Origin of the sequence: Janthinobacterium sp. (assembly GCF_009923995.1) — a bacterium.
Lineage (GTDB): Bacteria > Pseudomonadota > Gammaproteobacteria > Burkholderiales > Burkholderiaceae_D > Janthinobacterium.
In genome coordinates this window covers 1-14,582 of record NZ_RFSK01000093.1, presented here as the reverse complement: position 1 = coordinate 14,582, position 14,582 = coordinate 1, and the positions used below count along the sequence as shown (strand labels likewise).

17 protein-coding genes are annotated in these 14,582 nt (G+C 64.0%); 12 read left to right on the top strand and 5 right to left on the bottom strand.

Annotated features, from left to right (window positions below; translation table 11 throughout):
• Positions 1-242: 242 nt before the first annotated feature.
• The 3 genes from EBS11_RS26590 to EBS11_RS26580 are packed head-to-tail and all read right to left on the bottom strand — an operon-like array spanning position 243 to position 2,384.
• Positions 243-980, bottom strand: coding sequence for an NRDE family protein (locus EBS11_RS26590; protein WP_290608185.1), 738 nt, complete (start codon positions 978-980; stop codon positions 243-245).
• Positions 971-1,261 carry a DUF4936 family protein gene (locus EBS11_RS26585; RefSeq protein WP_290608184.1) on the bottom strand — a complete coding sequence of 97 codons (291 nt, stop codon included), beginning with the start codon at positions 1,259-1,261 and terminating at the stop codon, positions 971-973. Before EBS11_RS26585 ends, EBS11_RS26590 begins: the two co-directional genes overlap by 10 nt.
• Before the next feature lie 7 nt (positions 1,262-1,268).
• A complete protein-coding gene (locus tag EBS11_RS26580) occupies positions 1,269-2,384 on the bottom strand; it encodes a folate-binding protein (protein WP_290608183.1) in 1,116 nt (371 codons plus the stop codon).
• A gap of 176 nt (positions 2,385-2,560) precedes the next feature.
• On the opposite strand from EBS11_RS26580, the gene mltG reads away from it, so the two are divergent.
• The 4 genes from mltG to EBS11_RS26560 are packed head-to-tail and all read left to right on the top strand — an operon-like array spanning position 2,561 to position 5,808.
• Complete coding sequence (gene mltG / locus EBS11_RS26575) at positions 2,561-3,547, top strand: endolytic transglycosylase MltG (RefSeq protein ID WP_290608182.1); 987 nt, start codon at positions 2,561-2,563, stop codon at positions 3,545-3,547.
• Between the two features lie 24 nt (positions 3,548-3,571).
• On the top strand, positions 3,572-4,213 hold the full coding sequence (tmk, locus tag EBS11_RS26570; protein ID WP_290608181.1) for a dTMP kinase: 642 nt from the start codon (positions 3,572-3,574) through the stop codon (positions 4,211-4,213).
• Between the two features lie 15 nt (positions 4,214-4,228).
• On the top strand, positions 4,229-5,257 hold the full coding sequence (locus tag EBS11_RS26565) for a DNA polymerase III subunit delta' (RefSeq protein ID WP_290608179.1): 1,029 nt from the start codon (positions 4,229-4,231) through the stop codon (positions 5,255-5,257).
• Between the two features lie 35 nt (positions 5,258-5,292).
• The gene (locus EBS11_RS26560) at positions 5,293-5,808 is read left to right on the top strand and encodes a GNAT family N-acetyltransferase (protein ID WP_290608178.1); all 516 of its coding nucleotides are present in this window, start codon (positions 5,293-5,295) and stop codon (positions 5,806-5,808) included.
• A gap of 6 nt (positions 5,809-5,814) precedes the next feature.
• Here the strand turns inward: EBS11_RS26560 and EBS11_RS26555 are convergent, their stop codons facing one another.
• Positions 5,815-6,165, bottom strand: a complete 351-nt coding sequence (locus EBS11_RS26555) for a hypothetical protein (protein ID WP_290608176.1) — start codon at positions 6,163-6,165, stop codon at positions 5,815-5,817.
• A gap of 208 nt (positions 6,166-6,373) precedes the next feature.
• Here EBS11_RS26555 and EBS11_RS26550 point away from each other — a divergent pair, with 208 nt between their 5' ends.
• The 7 genes from EBS11_RS26550 (at position 6,374) to EBS11_RS26520 (ending at position 10,957) form a co-directional block, all read left to right on the top strand.
• Positions 6,374-6,760, top strand: coding sequence for a VOC family protein (locus EBS11_RS26550; RefSeq protein ID WP_290608174.1), 387 nt, complete (start codon positions 6,374-6,376; stop codon positions 6,758-6,760).
• 57 nt (positions 6,761-6,817) lie between these two features.
• Positions 6,818-7,450, top strand: a complete 633-nt coding sequence (locus EBS11_RS26545; protein WP_290608172.1) for a carbonic anhydrase — start codon at positions 6,818-6,820, stop codon at positions 7,448-7,450.
• 76 nt (positions 7,451-7,526) lie between these two features.
• A complete protein-coding gene (locus tag EBS11_RS26540) occupies positions 7,527-8,306 on the top strand; it encodes a TatD family hydrolase (protein ID WP_070288475.1) in 780 nt (259 codons plus the stop codon).
• A 16-nt stretch (positions 8,307-8,322) separates the two neighbouring features.
• Positions 8,323-8,973, top strand: coding sequence for an ankyrin repeat domain-containing protein (locus tag EBS11_RS26535; RefSeq protein WP_290608168.1), 651 nt, complete (start codon positions 8,323-8,325; stop codon positions 8,971-8,973).
• 349 nt (positions 8,974-9,322) lie between these two features.
• Entirely contained in the window at positions 9,323-10,246 is a 924-nt protein-coding gene (locus EBS11_RS26530; RefSeq protein WP_290608166.1) for a methyltransferase domain-containing protein, read from the top strand.
• 100 nt (positions 10,247-10,346) lie between these two features.
• The gene (locus tag EBS11_RS26525; protein WP_290608164.1) at positions 10,347-10,595 is read left to right on the top strand and encodes a hypothetical protein; all 249 of its coding nucleotides are present in this window, start codon (positions 10,347-10,349) and stop codon (positions 10,593-10,595) included.
• 164 nt (positions 10,596-10,759) lie between these two features.
• Positions 10,760-10,957: a hypothetical protein gene (locus EBS11_RS26520; RefSeq protein WP_071323562.1), complete on the top strand. Its 198-nt coding sequence runs from the start codon at positions 10,760-10,762 to the stop codon at positions 10,955-10,957.
• Between the two features lie 59 nt (positions 10,958-11,016).
• Here the strand turns inward: EBS11_RS26520 and EBS11_RS26515 are convergent, their stop codons facing one another.
• Complete coding sequence (locus EBS11_RS26515) at positions 11,017-12,135, bottom strand: phospholipase A (RefSeq protein ID WP_290608160.1); 1,119 nt, start codon at positions 12,133-12,135, stop codon at positions 11,017-11,019.
• A 287-nt stretch (positions 12,136-12,422) separates the two neighbouring features.
• Here EBS11_RS26515 and fusA point away from each other — a divergent pair, with 287 nt between their 5' ends.
• Complete coding sequence (fusA, locus tag EBS11_RS26510) at positions 12,423-14,531, top strand: elongation factor G (RefSeq protein ID WP_290608159.1); 2,109 nt, start codon at positions 12,423-12,425, stop codon at positions 14,529-14,531.
• Positions 14,532-14,582: the final 51 nt, after the last annotated feature.

Below are 14,582 nucleotides of genomic sequence, written 5' to 3'. Positions count from 1 at the left end.
AGCGCTTGCGCAAGCGCTTTCTTTTTTTGTGCGGATGGATGGTGTGTGGGTTCTCGATGAGGATAGGGGAAGCTGGCGTAGGTCGGATTAGCGCGCCAGGGGGGCGCGTAATCCGACAGCGGCGATGGCGGTGATGCCGGTTACGTGTGGTGATGGTGGTGTCGGCTTACGCGCTTGCGCGCCAACCCGACCTGCCCCGCCTGTCGGGGGTCTGACCCGACTGGTCAGACCCCAGCATGGGCTTACTGGATCACCAGCTCATGCAGTTCGCCGGGCGAGTCCGGGAACAGTTTCACGACGGTGGAGGTGCGCGTGCCGTAGCCCGGCGTTTCGATGCAGACGGCGGACAGCACGCGCTCGAGGTCGAGCGGCACGCCCGTGTCCGGCAAGCGGAAGTCGGGCGCGCGGCTAGTGTCGGCCAGCATGTCGAAGTAGGCGTCGTCGGGCGCGCCCTGGCACAGCAGGCTGGCGAACTGGGCCTTGGTTTTCAGCACCTTCGGCCAGGGCGCGTCGAGCAGGGCGTTGGACAGGCCATAGATGCCCGGCGCCAAAGGCTGGCCGTTGCGCGCATCGTCGTCGCCCCGGTTGGAAAACCAGATCAGGGTCTCGGCGTCACCCAGCACCAGGTTGTAGCCGTTGTAGGCTTTGCACCCGGGGCGGATCTGCGCGATGTAGTCCTGCGGCGACATGTTGCCCGCCAGGTAGTCGGCCACGAGGGCGCCGCGCGAGGGGGCGTCCGGCTTGTGGTCCTGCGGGCTGCGGATATTCGTGATGGCGGCAAAGCGCGAGCTGCCGCCGCCGGCCTGGGTGATGCCCATCCAGCTGCCGCCCGCCTGCAGGTCGCGGCCCGCGTACACTTGCGGGTGCTCGGGCCAGGCCCCGGCGGGGGCGCTGGCGCGTTCATAGAATTCGTCGCGGTTGGCGGCGGCAATCAGCGGGATGTGCGGATTGACTTTCCAGGCAAAAACGATCAGGCACATGGGGGCAAATCCATGAACACTTCCAGGTGCCGCGCGCCCGCCGTCAGGGCCAGCAGGCCTGCCTCGTCGGCGGCAGCGGCCAGCAAGTCCGTAAAGCCTTCGCCCACGACGGGATAGATTTCCATCCACGTCTGCATGCCGTCCTGCGCTTCGGGGCGGCGCTTGAGCTGCGGCGCCACGCCCGAGGCGGCGGCCAGTTTCGCCTGCATGGCGCGCACGCGCGCTTCCAGCGCCTGGGCGTGCTCCTCTTTTACCTGATAGTAGATGTACAGATCTTTCATGGCATTCTCACAGGTCGAGTGCGTCAAGCACGTAGGGCATGGGCAGAAATTGCACGTGAGCACCCTGGGCCGAGCCGTAGCGCACGGCGCCCGCCTCGCTTGAACCTTCCGCTATCGCCCCCAACTTCATTTCGACGAGGGCGTCAAAGCCGCCCGCACCATTGGGCGCGGCGTTGACGACCATGCCGCAAGGCTGCTCGGGATCGCTGACGGCAAACAGTTCGCCGCCCGCCGCGACCGTGGCATCGGCGATGCTGACGAGGGTGGTGCGGCGCTTGAGCTTGCCAAGATACTGGCTGCGCGCGACAATTTCCTGGCCCGGATAGCAGCCTTTCTTGAAATTGACGCCGCCCAGCAGCTCGAAATTGACCATCTGCGGCACGAACTGCTCCTGCGTGGCGGCCGTGATCTGCGGGATGCCCGCATGGATGTCCGACAGGTGCCAGGCGTCGTTGCCGCCCTTGGCCAGCTGCCCGGTCAAGCGGGGCCAGGCGTCGCGTGCCGTGGCGGCCGACGCCAGCCACTCGTAGCGGGGGCTGCCGAAGGCGTCGGCCACGCGCAGCAGGGTGCCGGATGCATGCTCGACCTTGCTGAACGGCGCGGCGGGCAGCACGGGGAACCAGGCGGACAGGGCCGCGCCGGCCTGCTGGCCGCCCAGGCCCAGGACGACCTGATTGGCTTCGTCCAGCGTAGCATCGTGCAGCTTGGCCTTGGCGCGTAGCACGAACATCTGCAGGCGCTTCTGGATGGCCGGCTGTATGGCGCGCGGCAATTGCAGATAAATGGTGGTGGCATTGCGCCACATCAGGAAACTGGCCAGCAGGCGGCCCTTCGGCGTGCAGTAGCCGGCCAGGCGCACCTGCTCCTGGCCCAGGTGCTCGACGTCGTTGGTCAACTGGCCGTGCAGGAAACTGGCTGCCTCGTCGCCCGTCAGGCCGATCAGGCCCTGGTCCGTGATGGCCGCCACAAAGCCTGCCTGCAGCTGGGGCACGGTCAGGGTCTGGCCGAAATCGGCGATGGGGGCGGCGGCGATGGGGGCGGTGCTGTCAGGCGCGCCATCGGTGGCAACGGGGCGGGCGCCTTGTGCTGTTAAAAATTGATTCCAGTTATTCATAATTTCCATTAGATCAGCGATTAAGCATTATCATTACGGGTTCATTATAGTGATGTCGCGCAGATTGCGTCGGCAGCGGCAAGATTCCCAGTGCTGGCGCCGCTTTGCGCCGACTTGTTTCACAAATGAACGATCACAACAAGCGGCCCTGCGCATGCGGGCACCGCATCACAAGAATCGGAACAATGGCTTTTTTTAAAAAACTTGTAATCAGTTCAGTCATCGTGGCCATCGGCGCCGGCGGTACTTTTGTGTACTGGGCGCAGCAGCCCATCACGACGGAAGGCGAAGCCATCCCGTTTGCGATCACGCCGGGCAGCGGCGCGCACGCGGCCGGCCAGCAGATCGCGGATGCGGGCGTGCCCATCGTGCCCATCCTGTTCAACCTGCTGGCGCGCATCGAAGGCAAGACGTCGAAGATCAAGGCCGGTTCCTACGAGCTGAAACCGGGCACGACGCCGCAGCGCCTGATCACGCAGCTGGCGCGGGGCGAATTTGCCCAGGAATCGCTGACCATCATCGAAGGCTGGACCTTCAAGCAGATGCGCCTGGCCATGGCCAGTCATCCCGGCCTCAAGCACGATACGGCGGCGCTTTCCGACAAGGAACTGATGGCCAGGATCAGCCCGGAGTACGTGCAGCCGGAAGGCCTGTTCTTCCCGGACACCTATCTGTTCGCCAAGGGCGCCAGCGAGATGCAGATCTTCAAGCAGGCGCACGCGGCCATGATAGGCCGCCTGTCCGAGGCGTGGGACAAGCGCGACCCGGCCCTGCCATATAAAAACCCCTATGAAGCGCTGGTCATGGCGTCCATCGTGGAAAAGGAAACGGGACAGAAATCCGAGCGCGCCATGATCGCCGGCGTGTTCGTCAACCGCCTGAAGACGGGCATGCTGCTGCAGACGGACCCGACCGTGATCTACGGCATGGGCGACAGTTACCAGGGCAAGATCCGCAAACGCGACCTGGAAGCGGACACGCCGTACAATACCTACACGCGCGGCGGCCTGCCGCCCACGCCGATCGCCTTGCCGGGCGCGCAGTCGCTGACGGCGGCCCTGGCGCCGGCCCGCACGCAGGCCCTGTATTTCGTCGCGCGCGGCGACGGCACCAGCCAGTTCTCGGCCAACCTGCCCGACCATAACCGCGCCGTGAACCAGTACCAGCGCTAATATCCATATCAGATCAAGAGTTTCATGACACAACACTATCAACCGCGCTTCATCACCTTCGAAGGCATCGATGGCGCGGGCAAGTCGACGCATATCGGCTTCGTCGCCGACTACCTGCAGCAGCGGGGCGTGGCCCTCGTCTCGTCGCGCGAACCGGGCGGCACCCGCCTGGGCGAAAAGCTGCGCGAACTGCTGCTGCACGAAAAGATGCACCTGGAAACGGAAGCCTTGCTGATGTTCGCCAGCCGCCGCGAACACATCGCGCAAGTCATCGCCCCCGCCCTGGAACGGGGCGAGTGGGTCATTTCCGACCGTTTCACGGATGCCAGCTTTGCCTACCAGGGGGGCGGGCGCGGCATGGATTTGCGCAAGATGGAGCAGCTCGAAGCGTGGGTGCATCCGCACCTGCAGCCGGACCTCACCTTCCTGTTCGACGTGCCCCTGGAAGTGGCCCGTGCCCGCCTGGACGCCACGCGCGCGCTGGACAAGTTCGAGCAGGAGCAGGCCGATTTCTTCGCCGCCACGCGCAACGAGTACCTGCGCCGCGCGGCCCAGTTTCCCGGGCGTTTCCGCATCATCGATTCCACGCAAAGCATCGCCGATATCCAGGTGCAGCTCGCGCAATTGCTTGATGTGCTGCTTGAACAAAGCATCGCAACACCATGATTTGCAAAGAATAATATGACAAGCTCCCTCTATCCGTGGCAGCAGGACGCGTGGCAGCAGCTGCAAGCCCTGCGTCCGCGCATGCCGCACGCCATCCTGTTCCATGGCGCGCAAGGCATCGGCAAGGCCGACTTCATCGAGCACTTTGCGCAAGCGCTGCTGTGCGAAAACGTGCGCGCCGACGGCCACGCCTGCGGCGCCTGCGCCTCGTGCGGGTGGTTCAGCCAGGGCAACCATCCCGATTACCGCCGCGTGCGTCCGGAAGCGCTGGAAGACGAGGTGGCCGACGAGGGCGAGGACGGCGAGGGCGCGAAGAAGAGCGCCAAGAGCAAGACGCCGTCGAAGGACATCAAGATCGAGCAGATCCGCAACCTGGCCGACTTCATGAACATTTCCACGCACCGGCAAGGCTTGCGCGTGGTGGTGCTGTACCCGGCCGAGGCGCTCAATACGCCCGCGTCGAACGCCTTGCTGAAAACCCTGGAAGAGCCGCCGCCGGGCACCCTGTTCCTGCTGTCCTCGAACAGCCTGGACCGCCTGCTGCCCACCATCCTGTCGCGCTGCCGCAAGTTTGCCTTGCCCATGCCCAGCCATGAACAGGCATTGACCTGGCTCAAGGCCCAGGGCTTGAACGATGCGGACAGCTGGCTGCGCGAGCAGGGCGGCGCGCCGCTGGCGGCGCTGGCCCAGTCCGAATCGGGCGGCCGCGAGGAAACGGAGCAGCTGCTGCAGGTGCTGGCCCATCCCGGCGTGGAAGCGGCCCTGAAGGCGGCGGACAAATTGCAGAAGGCGCCGCTGGCGCCGCTGGTGGCGTCCCTGCAGCGCTGGCTGTACGACGTGTTTTCCGTCAAGCTGTCCGGCACCATCCGCTACTACCCGCGCCACCGGCGCGAGCTCGAAGCGCTGGCGGGCCGCATCAACGTGAGCCGCCTGATGGCCGCCATCAAGGCCGCCAACGAACGGCGCGCCATCGCGGAACACCCCTTGTCGCCGAAGCTGTTCCTGGAAGACATGCTGCTCGATTACGCTTCCAGCTGCCAATAAAATCAAATACTTACACCCATTACTTCATTCATAACATGAGCTACCGCCACCGCATCGCCACGCTTGCCGACCTGCCTGCCATCGTCGCCATCTACAACACCACGATTGCTTCGCGCGAAGTGACGGCCGATACGGAACCCGTCACGGTCGAGTCGCGCCTGGCCTGGTTCCACGAACACACGCCCGAGCGGCGCCCCCTGTGGATCATCGAGGCGGCCGACGATGGCGCGGCCCAGCCAACTCCCCTGGGCTGGCTGTCGTACTCGAATTTCTATGGCCGTCCCGCGTACTCGGGCACGGCGGAACTGTCCGTCTACATTGCCGAGGAAGCGCGCGGCAAGGGCATCGGCGCCTACGGCCTGACGCAGGCCATCGCCCACGCGCCAGCCGTGGGCGTGCATACGGTGCTCGGTTTCATCTTCGGCCACAATGCGCCCAGCCTGGGCCTGTTCAAGAAATTCGGCTTCGAGACGTGGGCGAACCTGCCGAAGGTGGCCAATCTCGACGGCGTGGAACGCGACCTGATTATCCTGGGCAAGCGCGTCGGCTGAGGCCGTCTAGCCGCAGCTGCGCGTGCAGCTGCGGTACTGCACTTCACACGCTTGCAGGCGTTCGGCGCGGCGGGCGCGGAAGGCTTCGGCTTCCGTCGGGCGCAGCTGCTGCGACTGGGGTGCCGCGTCCCTGCCGGCGGCAACGTAGGGGTTGCTGCTGGGCTTCATCGTCAGGGCGGGGCTCGTATCGTCTTGCGTAGCCTGCTGCACGTGCGCGCGGCATTCCTGGCGCGCCGACGCGCAGACGGACTTGCACAGGCCGGCGTCGTTGCCTTTCTCCTGGGCTTGGGCTGCCGGCGCCAGGCAGGCCAGCAAGGTCAGCAAGGTCAGCGTCAGGGAAGCGGCGATTTTCAGCATGGCAGGACTCCGGGTAGTCGCACGCCGCCCCATGGCCGCGCATCGGCGGCCCACTATACATCCTGACAACGTTGCTGCCTAGCGGGGCAGGTCAAGGCCGGGGGATTGCCTGTCCGCGCCAGCCCGTTTGCCAGGCCGGCGCCGCGGTGCTACAGTCCAGACATTGTTTGCAAACCACGCGGGCACCGATCCGCACCGGAGGCGTCACATGAAACGCGTAACTGGCATCGGCGGCATCTTTTTCCACGCGCAAGACCCGGCCGCGCTGCGCGCCTGGTACCAGCGCCACCTGGGCCTGGACGTGCAGCCGTGGGGCGGCGCCGCCTTCAGCTGGGCGGATGCGGCCGGCCAGCCCACGGGCGGCACCACCATCTGGTCCGTCAGCGCGCCCGACAAGGAGCAATTCGCGCCCGGCAAGGCTGCCTTCATGATCAACTACCGCGTGGACGACCTCGACGCACTGCTGCAAGCCCTGCGCGACGAAGGCTGCAACGTGCTGGACAAGGCGCCGGACTCCGAGTATGGCCAGTTCGGCTGGGTCATCGATCCGGAGGGCAACAAGGTGGAGCTGTGGCAGCCGCCGCAGGGGCAATAGGCAGGGCAGGCGCCAGATCAGCGATAATACGGGTTCAGATAACCATCTTACTTATTTATGCGCGACATTATTGCTGGCTTTCTACGCTTCCAAAAAGAGGTTTTCCCCGCGCGCCGCGAGCTGTTCAAGACCCTGGCGACGGGGCAGACGCCCAAGGCGCTGTTCATTTCCTGCTCGGACAGCCGCATGGTGCCCGAGCTGGTGACGCAGCGGGAACCGGGTGAACTCTTCGTCATCCGCAACGCGGGCAACATCGTGCCCTCGTACGGCCCCGAACCGGGCGGCGTCAGCGCGACGGTCGAATTCGCCGTCTCCGCCCTGAACGTTTCCGATATCGTCATCTGCGGCCATTCCGACTGCGGCGCCATGAAGGCCATCGCTACCTGCGCCTGCCTGGACCACATGCCGGCCGTGCGCAGCTGGCTGCACCATGCCGATGCGGCGCGCATGATCAACGAATCGGTCGAGCATCCGACGGAGCAGTCGCGCATCGACGGCATGGTGCGCGCCAACGTGGTGGCGCAGCTCAACAACCTGCGCACGCACCCGTCGGTGGCCCTGGCCATGGCGCAGAACCGGCTGACCCTGCACGGCTGGGTCTACGACATCGAGAACGGCTCCCTCGACGCGCTCGACGAATCGACGGGCATGTTCGTGCCCCTGGCCGAACACCCGGCGTCGCAGGTGTAAGAGGCATGGCGGCGCCGGACGCGCGCCGCCGCCTTTCCCCTGCCAGTTTTTGCTCCCTCCGGTACAATCCCGCCTTATGTATATCGATTCCCACTGCCATATCAATTTCCCCGAGCTGGCCGCTCGCATGCCCGAGATCCTCGCCAAGATGGCCGAGAACAAGGTGACGCACGCCCTGTGCGTGTCCGTCGACCTGCCCGACTTTCCGCAGGTGCTGGCCCTGGCCGAACAGTATCCGCATATCTTCGCCTCCGTCGGCGTGCATCCCGACTACGAGGACACGCCGGAGCCGTCCGTGGAAGACCTCGTGCGTCTGGCCGACCACCCGAAGATCATCGCCATCGGCGAGACGGGCCTCGACTATTTCCGCCTGACGGGCGACCTGGAATGGCAGCGCGAGCGCTTCCGCACCCACATCAAGGCATCAAGAATCACGCGCAAGCCCTTGATTATCCACACAAGAGCGGCCAGTGAAGACACCATCCGCATCATGCGCGAAGAGGGTGCGGGCGTGGCCGACGGCGGCGTGGCCGGCGTCATGCATTGCTTTACGGAATCGCTGGAAGTGGCGCGCGCCGCCATCGACATGGGCTTCTATATTTCGTTTTCCGGCATCGTCACCTTCAAGAGCGCCAAGGACTTGCAGGCCGTGGCCCTGGAAGTGCCGCTCGAGCGCATCCTGATCGAGACGGATTCGCCCTACCTGGCGCCCGTGCCCTTCCGCGGCCGCATGAACGAGCCCGGCTACGTGGCCCACGTGGCGGAATACCTGTCGACCCTGAAAGGTATCCCGCTGGACCAGGTGGCGAAGCAGACGACGGACAATTTCTTCAAGCTATTCAATCAGTTGCCGTAACTTCTTAAGGTCTGACATGATGAAAAGACTCGCCGCGGCGATCCTGCTCTGCTGCGCTGCCGCCAGCCAGGCGGCGCCGGAACCGGCCGCCTTCTTCCGCGCCGTCTCCGTGGACAATGCCAGCGGCGTGCGCAGCATGCTGCTTGACGGCATGAATCCGAACCTGCCGGACGCGCAGCGGGGCGACATTCCCCTCGTGCTGGCCCTGCGCGACGATGCCGACAAGGTCTTCGCCGTCCTGCTGGCCGCGCCCGGCATCGACCTGGAAGCGCGCTCCGCCAACGGCAACACGGCGCTGATGATGGCGGCCTACAAGCACAAGCGCGAAGCCGTGGACGCCTTGCTGGCCAAGGGCGCCAAGGTCAACCAGAGCGGCTGGACGGCGCTGCACTATGCGGCCTCGGCCGGCGACCTGCCCATCATGAAGATTTTGCTGGACCGCGAAGCTGTGGTCGATGCGCGCGCGCCGGCCGACATCACGCCGCTGATGTTCGCCGCCCGCGAAGGGCAGGAGGGCGCCGTCAAGCTGCTGCTGTCCTGGGGCGCCGATGCCAGCCTGAAGAGCGGCCATGGCTGGACGGCCGTGCAGTTCGCCCAGGCGGCCGACAAGCCGGGCGTGGTGGCCATCATCACGGCGGCGCAGCAGGCCCGCGCGGCGCGCAAGTAAGCGTGCCCGTCAAAACACGGGCACGCTTCCGCTTCCCGGTCACGGCGCACACCCGCCCGCCACGGTATTGTGTGCCGTGGCAAGCCGAAAAAATATCTTCCAGATAATATTTTCCATGCCAGCGCTGAAACTGGCATGGAATTGCCTCTCATCTCAGCCCTTTGTTCCCGCCGCCGATTAACGATAATGATCCTGTCGCATTAATCAGGAGATACATCGCATGGGACATCACCCCAACGTCAGGCGCCGGCTGGTTTGTCGCCGCCCCTCGCGCAGCCCGTGCGATATCACTGCTTTCTGGAATGACAAAACCGATCGGCCATCGGAGCCAGACTCCAAGAGGACAGACATGCTGAATGAACGAGAAATCGAGAGTTGTTACCTGGGGCAATTTATCCCCGTCCATTACCACCACAATATGTTGATGGACCAGAACCGCATGCACGGGTTCAAGTCGGCGATCGATTACGCGGTGAAACCCGGCATGAAAGTGCTGGAGCTGGGCGGCGGCACGGGTGTGCTGTCGTGGTTTGCGGCCGCGCGGGCCGACAAGGTGTGGTGCGTGGAATTCAACCCGGACATGGTGAAGGAAGCGCGCAAGATGCTGGCGCTCAACCCGAACGGAGAGAAGGTCGAAGTGGTCCACGCGGACGCCTTCGAATACCTGCCGCCCGAGCCCGTCGACGTGGTCATCTGCGAAATGATCCATGTGGGCATGCTGCGCGAAAAACAGGTGGAAGTGATCGAATCGTTCAAGCGCCGCTACCTGGCCCGTTTCGGCGGTCCGCTGCCCATCTTCCTGCCCGAGGCCGTCATCATGGCCGTGCAGCCCATGCAGCAGGAATACGATTTCGAAGGCTTTTACGCGCCCATCGTGCAATTCCAGGAAACCACGGCCATCCATCCGGGCGTGCTGGAACTGGCGCCGCCGTCCGTCTACAGCATCATCGACTTCAGCCAGCCGACGGACAGCGTGTTCGGCTTCGACGGCAAGTTCGTCGTCGAGCGCAGCGGCACCCTGAACGCCTTGCGCTTCGTCACCAAGAACATCCTGGCCGTCGTGCCCGAGCGCTCGACCACCATCGACTGGCTGAACCACTACATGTGTCTGCCATTGGCCGCGCCCGTCGCCGTGAAGGCGGGCGACGTGCTGCAGGTGAGCTTCCAGTACCGCGCAGGCGGCTCGATTCCTTCGTTGGAAGCATCGATGCGCGCGCAGGTGATCTACGACGTCAGCCTGCAGCCCGTGACGCAGAGCGCCGTGTATGCATAAGCCGCATTAATGTAAAGGTAACGCCGCAGCGATTTCATCCTGCGGCGTTGGTCCATTCAGGGTATATTTCGTCTTTTACCCACCGGACAGCTTTACTATCATGGAACAGATCGATCAGCGTTACCTCGTGCAACAGAATAAAATCAGCGATGGCGAGACGAGGCCGCCCGTGTTTGCCAAGGTCATGCGCAGCAAGGAAGGCGTGTTTGAAGGCGTGTCCTTCATCAAGTCGAAGGACAAGGCCACCGTCATGACCATCGAGGATGCCAACCAGGCCATCAAATGGGCCACCAGCAAGAAGCCGAACGCGCACGAGTACGTCACCAAGATCATCTGCGTCGGCCAGTAAGCGGCCGCTTGCCGCCGCTCATTCCCCTTTTCGTACCGTCCATCCCCGCACGCTGCAGTCCGTCGCATGGCCGTTGCCGCCGTGGCGGCCCTTTTATATAGTGTCTTCACGGTAGCGGGGCAAGCACGGCTTGCTCCGCACATTTCATTCAAGGGGGGAAGGCGATGCTGGGATTCGTGCTGTGGCTGCTGTTGCTGATGCTGTGCTGGCCCCTGGCCTTGCTGGCCCTCGTGCTGTATCCGCTGGCCTGGCTGCTGTTGCTGCCATTCCGCCTCATCGGCATCGGCGTGGAAGGCGTGTTTGAGTTGCTGCGCGCCATCGTCATGCTGCCGGCCCGCGTGCTGGGCGGCGGACGGCGCTGACACGGTGCCCGCACGAAAAAAATGGCGCCGTCGGCGCCATTTTTGTTTGCTTGGACCGCTTACAGGTCGACCATGAAACCGGCGCCGATCGACTTTTGCGAATAGTTGTAGTCGATCAGGCTCTGGCCATAGCCGGAGAACAGCTGCACATAGCCTTTCAGGTTGGCCTTCAGGGGGAAAGCCCAGCTGGCCTGCATGGAACCGTGCTTCTTGCTGAAGTTGCGGCGCGCCGTGACGGCGTATTCATGGCCCTTGTTGCGATAGCTCAAGCGCAAATCGCCATGGCCCATGTAGTCGATGATGTCGATATTGTCATTGTCGACGACGCTGTTGTCGAGGCGGTGCCACACGCGGGCCGCGATGGCCAGGTTATCCTTTTCCATGCCCAGCTCGGCATACAGGCGGTTCCAGCTGCGCGACAGGGTCGACGTCTGGCCGTTGGACTGGTGCACGAGGCCGAAGTTCAGGTAATTGAATTCCAGGCCGGCGAAATTCTTGTTGATCGGCATCACCAGCATCAGTTCCGGCTGGTAATTGGTCTCGCGGAAGGGGCTCGACGCCTTGCGGTTATACGCCTGCCAGAAACTTTGCTGCGTGTAGCCGAACCACATGTCGATGGGCGTGCCCGCGATGTCTTCCAGCATTTTCATCTTGAAGCTCAGCTGGAAGGTCAGTTCCACGTGCTGGCTCTTGATGCCGCCCGGCGTGAAATCCTGGAACGGCTCGTCGTTGGAAGCGTCGCTGTAGTTGGCCAGCAGCAAATAGGTGTCGCGGTGGGGGCGGAAGTTGAACAGGCCCCGTTTCGAGGCATCGTTCAGCTCCCAGGACTGCTGGGTGCGCGAAATGGGCGCTTCCGGCGGCGCCGCGCCCGACTGGGCGACGGCGGGAATGGCGGCGTTCACCGCTTCCGGCGTGGCCACGCCAGGCGGGCTGACGAAGGTCAGCGGGGCGACCTCGGCGGCCGTTGCCAAGGTGACGGCCGCCGTCGCGGGATCGCCGCCGGCGGCGATGGTGGCTTTTTCCGCCGCCTTGGCCAGGGTGTCGAAGCAGCCGAGGCGGGCGCTGGCATCGCCGAGCACGGCGCAACGCTGCATTTGCTGTTCCAGTTCGCCGGCCATGGCCAGCGCAGGCGTCGCCAGCAGGGAAGAGAGAATTATTTTTCTTAGTCGGATAGTCATAGGCTGTGTGGGGCATGTCATTCGGTGCGCACCTGGGCTGGCATGCCGGCGGCGTCGCCTTGCACGGCAGGATGCCATGCGTATTGATACGGATTAATCTTTGTTGAATTAATACATATGAAAGTATAGCTGAATCCCTTATTTCTCCCCCTGCGTCTGGCGTGCGCGAGACTGGCGGTGTTGCGCGCATGGTAAAAACTGGTTACGCGCTGCCGCCCAAATCGATGTCTGCTACACTGGAAAACCGGTGCAGACACTGGCGCGCCGGGCTAGCCATGGAGATTGTGATGACCCGCAAAACACCTATCGAGCGCTACCGCAACATCGGCATCAGCGCCCATATCGACGCCGGCAAGACCACCACCACCGAGCGCATCCTGTTTTACACGGGGGTCAATCACAAGATCGGCGAAGTGCACAACGGCGCCGCCACCATGGACTGGATGGAGCAGGAGCAGGAGCGGGGCATCACCATCACCTCGGCCGCCACCACGGCGTTCTGGAAAGGCATGGCCGGCAACTTCCCCGAGCACCGCATCAACATCATCGACACGCCGGGCCACGTGGACTTCACGATCGAGGTGGAGCGCTCGATGCGCGTGCTCGACGGCGCCGTGATGGTCTACGATGCCGTCGGCGGCGTGCAGCCGCAATCGGAAACCGTCTGGCGCCAGGCCAATAAGTACCACGTGCCGCGCATCGCCTTCATCAACAAGATGGACCGGGTGGGGGCGGACTTTCTGCGCGTGCGCCAGCAGATCGCCGACCGCCTGAAGGGCGTGGCCGTGCCCATCCAGCTGCCCATCGGCGCGGAAGAGCATTTCACGGGCGTCATCGACCTGCTGAAGATGCGCGCCATCACGTGGGACGACGCCAGCCAGGGCGTGCAGTTCAGCTATGGCGAGATTCCCGCCGACCTGCAGGCCCAGGCGCAGGAATGGCACGAGCACCTGGTCGAGCACGCGGTCGAGGCCACTGTGGCCATGACGGAGCGCTACCTGAACGGCGACACGTTCACAGAGGCGGAACTCAAGCAGGCCTTGCGCGCGCGCACCATCCGCAACGAGATCGTGCCCATGCTGTGCGGCAGCGCGTTTAAAAACAAGGGCGTGCAGGCCATGCTGGACGCCGTCATCGAATACCTGCCGTCGCCCATGGAAGTGCCGCCCATCATGGGGCATGACGAGCACGACAACGAAGTGGAGCGCCATCCCACGGACGACGAGCACTTTTCCGCCCTGGCCTTCAAGATCATGACGGACCCGTTCGTGGGCCAACTGACCTTCTTCCGCGTGTATTCGGGCGTGGTGAACTCGGGCGACATGGTCTACAACCCCACCAAGAGCGCGCGCGAGCGGCTGGGGCGCATCCTGCAGATGCATGCGAACGAGCGCAAGGAAATCAAGGAAGTGTATGCGGGCGACATCGCCGCCGCCGTGGGCCTGAAGGCCGTCACCACGGGCGACACCCTGTGCGCGCTCGACCACATCATCGTGCTGGAAAAGATGGTCTTCCCGGAACCCGTGATTTCGCAGGCCGTGGAACCGAAGACCAAGCCGGACCAGGAAAAGATGGGCATCGCCCTGAACCGCCTGGCGCAGGAAGATCCGTCGTTCAAGGTGCATACGGACGAGGAATCGGGCCAGACCATCATGTCGGGCATGGGGGAATTGCACCTGGAAATCCTGGTCGACCGCATGCGGCGCGAATTCGGCGTGGAAGCGAACGTGGGCAAGCCGCAGGTGGCCTATCGCGAAACCATCACGCGCACGGTGGAAGATATCGAGGGCAAGTTCGTCAAGCAGTCGGGCGGCCGGGGCCAGTACGGCCACGTGGTGCTGAAACTCGAGCCGCTGGAACCGGGCACGGGCTACCAGTTCGTCGACGCCATCAAGGGCGGCGTCGTGCCCCGCGAATTCATCCCCGCCGTCGACAAGGGCATCGTCGAGACGCTCAAAGCGGGCGTGCTGGCCGGCTATCCGGTCGTCGACGTGAAGGCCACCCTGACCTTCGGCTCCTACCACGACGTCGATTCGAACGAAAACGCCTTCCGCATGGCCGGCTCCATCGCCTTCAAGGAAGGCATGCGCAAGGCCGGCCCCGTGCTGCTGGAGCCGATGATGCAGGTGGAGGCGGAAACGCCGGAAGAATTCATGGGCAACGTCATGGGCGACCTGACGGCCCGGCGCGGCATGGTGCAGGGCGTGGACGACATCCCCGGCGGTTCGGGACGCATCGTCAAGGCCCTGGTGCCGCTGGCGGAAATGTTCGGCTATTCCACCACCCTGCGCTCATTGACCCAGGGCCGCGCCACCTACACGATGGAATTCAAGCACTATGCGGCCGTGCCCAAGCATATCCTGGACCAGGTGGCGGCGGCGGGCAAGGCCAAGTAGATCCAATCAAACCCGAAGGGCAAATGCCGGGGTCGTACCCTGCAGGGTACG

Bases quoted from the DNA above. Each gene is read 5' to 3' on its own strand.
- EBS11_RS26590 (WP_290608185.1), bottom strand. From the start codon at position 980: ATGTGCCTGATCGTTTTTGCCTGGAAAGTCAATCCGCACATCCCGCTG.
- EBS11_RS26585 (WP_290608184.1), bottom strand. From the start codon at position 1,261: ATGAAAGATCTGTACATCTACTATCAGGTAAAAGAGGAGCACGCCCAG.
- EBS11_RS26580 (WP_290608183.1), bottom strand. From the start codon at position 2,384: ATGGAAATTATGAATAACTGGAATCAATTTTTAACAGCACAAGGCGCC.
- mltG (WP_290608182.1), top strand. From the start codon at position 2,561: ATGGCTTTTTTTAAAAAACTTGTAATCAGTTCAGTCATCGTGGCCATC.
- tmk (WP_290608181.1), top strand. From the start codon at position 3,572: ATGACACAACACTATCAACCGCGCTTCATCACCTTCGAAGGCATCGAT.
- EBS11_RS26565 (WP_290608179.1), top strand. From the start codon at position 4,229: ATGACAAGCTCCCTCTATCCGTGGCAGCAGGACGCGTGGCAGCAGCTG.
- EBS11_RS26560 (WP_290608178.1), top strand. From the start codon at position 5,293: ATGAGCTACCGCCACCGCATCGCCACGCTTGCCGACCTGCCTGCCATC.
- EBS11_RS26555 (WP_290608176.1), bottom strand. From the start codon at position 6,165: ATGCTGAAAATCGCCGCTTCCCTGACGCTGACCTTGCTGACCTTGCTG.
- EBS11_RS26550 (WP_290608174.1), top strand. From the start codon at position 6,374: ATGAAACGCGTAACTGGCATCGGCGGCATCTTTTTCCACGCGCAAGAC.
- EBS11_RS26545 (WP_290608172.1), top strand. From the start codon at position 6,818: ATGCGCGACATTATTGCTGGCTTTCTACGCTTCCAAAAAGAGGTTTTC.
- EBS11_RS26540 (WP_070288475.1), top strand. From the start codon at position 7,527: ATGTATATCGATTCCCACTGCCATATCAATTTCCCCGAGCTGGCCGCT.
- EBS11_RS26535 (WP_290608168.1), top strand. From the start codon at position 8,323: ATGATGAAAAGACTCGCCGCGGCGATCCTGCTCTGCTGCGCTGCCGCC.
- EBS11_RS26530 (WP_290608166.1), top strand. From the start codon at position 9,323: ATGCTGAATGAACGAGAAATCGAGAGTTGTTACCTGGGGCAATTTATC.
- EBS11_RS26525 (WP_290608164.1), top strand. From the start codon at position 10,347: ATGGAACAGATCGATCAGCGTTACCTCGTGCAACAGAATAAAATCAGC.
- EBS11_RS26520 (WP_071323562.1), top strand. From the start codon at position 10,760: ATGCTGGGATTCGTGCTGTGGCTGCTGTTGCTGATGCTGTGCTGGCCC.
- EBS11_RS26515 (WP_290608160.1), bottom strand. From the start codon at position 12,135: ATGACTATCCGACTAAGAAAAATAATTCTCTCTTCCCTGCTGGCGACG.
- fusA (WP_290608159.1), top strand. From the start codon at position 12,423: ATGACCCGCAAAACACCTATCGAGCGCTACCGCAACATCGGCATCAGC.